Source organism: Rhodovulum strictum, from assembly GCF_009649175.1.
Taxonomy (GTDB): domain Bacteria; phylum Pseudomonadota; class Alphaproteobacteria; order Rhodobacterales; family Rhodobacteraceae; genus Rhodovulum; species Rhodovulum strictum.
In genome coordinates this window covers 1-1,750 of record NZ_WJPO01000068.1, presented here as the reverse complement: position 1 = coordinate 1,750, position 1,750 = coordinate 1, and the positions used below count along the sequence as shown (strand labels likewise).

Annotated in this window: 2 protein-coding genes; both read right to left on the bottom strand. The window is 66.9% G+C overall.

What is annotated here, in order from left to right:
• Nucleotides 1-71: 71 nt before the first annotated feature.
• Nucleotides 72-1,019: a major capsid protein gene (locus GH815_RS18615; RefSeq protein WP_153750219.1), complete on the bottom strand. Its 948-nt coding sequence runs from the start codon at nucleotides 1,017-1,019 to the stop codon at nucleotides 72-74.
• A gap of 57 nt (nucleotides 1,020-1,076) precedes the next feature.
• Complete coding sequence (locus tag GH815_RS18610; RefSeq protein ID WP_153750218.1) at nucleotides 1,077-1,583, bottom strand: hypothetical protein; 507 nt, start codon at nucleotides 1,581-1,583, stop codon at nucleotides 1,077-1,079.
• Nucleotides 1,584-1,750: the final 167 nt, after the last annotated feature.

The window sequence follows — 1,750 nt, the reverse complement described above, 5'->3', positions numbered from 1 at the left end:
CTCACCGGTCATGTCGGTGAAGCTGCCCGCCCGGAACACCTCGACCGGGCCGAACTTGCCCGCGCCGCTCATCACGCCGGGTCCACGATGTTCTGGAACAGGAAGCCCGAGGCGATGCCCGTCAGCACCGGCTTGCGCTCGTAGGTCACGCCATAGACCCACGACCGGCGCCCGCCTTCCCAGCGCGGCGGCTCGACGAAGGGATGCCCCCTGAGCGTGTAGGTGTAGCCGAACGAGGGCTGTTCCAGGGCGGCGTCCTGCATTGGCACATAGGCCAGCACGGCGGCGTTGCCCCACGCCTCCTTGAACGGCGCGTCAGGCGCATCGCTGTCCACATAGGTGGCCTTGCCCACGGCCAGCTCGTCCAGCTCGAACAGACCCGCCAGCATCTTGGCGGTGATGCTTTCGGACGTGGTGTACTTGAACCGCTCGGTGATACGGGGGTGGTTCTTCAGCGCCCGGAATCCCGCGCTGCTGACCACCATGCGGTTCGGATCGACGCCGCAGGTGGTGCGCACCCGCTCTTTCGCCTCGTCGATGTCCATGATCGGGTCGGCCGCCTCGCTGTTCCAGCAGGTCGAGCCCGCCAGGGCAAGGATGTTGTCTTCGGGATAGTTCGCCGGATCGAGCGCAAGCTCGGCCTGTTCGATTTCCAGCGTCAGCGTCAGCGCATCCATCACAAGGTTGACGGCCCGCTTGCCCAAGTCGATGCCCGGCACGGTCTGGGCGTCTTCGGCATGTTCGCGCGGCACCGGCGCGTCCAGGGAATACTGGTCCAGGCTGAAGGGCTTGCCTTCATAGCCGAACTGGATGCAGACCGCATCGGCCCCCGGTGCCCGGCGCGACTTGTAGTTGCAGAAGCTTTCGCGGCCGAACTCGATCACGCGCCCGCCGCGCGCCATGACATCGACGGCCGGAAAGAGGATATGGCCGACGCGCTGCGCATGGCGATAGCCCTGGGCGATGCCCGAAAGGACCGGGTCGATCACGCGGGCGGTGTTGGTGTTGAGAGAGCTCATGTCGTTTCCCTTGCTGAGCGGCCGCAGGAGCGGCCTTCCTGATTGACGGCAGTCGGACTAGCCGGACTGCCGGGTTGCGCCCGTAGACCCCGTTAACCCCCCGTTAGAATCGATCCTGCGGGCGCGGGTGGGGGCGGTATCGTTCCGGTCGGTGCTGCGGGGCCGTCCGACCGGGGTTCGGTGGTTCGGATTGCGGACGCCGAGCATGGCCAGGCGACGCCGCACGTGCCGCACCGTCAGGCCGTAGCGGTCGGCCAGGTCGTGATTGGTCGCGCCCGCCTCGACGGCTTCCAGAAGGGCCGTGTCGGTCGCGCCCCTTGTCGGCTGCGGCACATAGACCCGCTCGCCGTTGAACTGTTCGGCCAGCGCCCTGGCCTCGTCCAGCCCCAGCGCCACGGCCAGCGGATGACCGTCGAACAGGTTCTTCGGATGCGGTATCTTGAACTCCTGCCCGCCCAGCCGCTCACGGATCGCCTGGACCACCTCATAGCCGAGCGTGTCCATCACATGGCGGCAAAAGCTGTCCGGCTCGAAGTATTCGGGCGCGCGGGCCGATGCTGTCATGGTCGCGTTTTCCCTGACGTTTTTCGCGTGGTCGGACATTGGTCCGACCCTCGGACATCAACGGCAGGACAGATGTCCGGCCCGCGCGGCATGGCCCCGGTCTACGGTCGGGATGTCACGTCCCTTGCTCGTGCTGATCGTGGCCGGGGGATGGTTCCGCGCTGGTT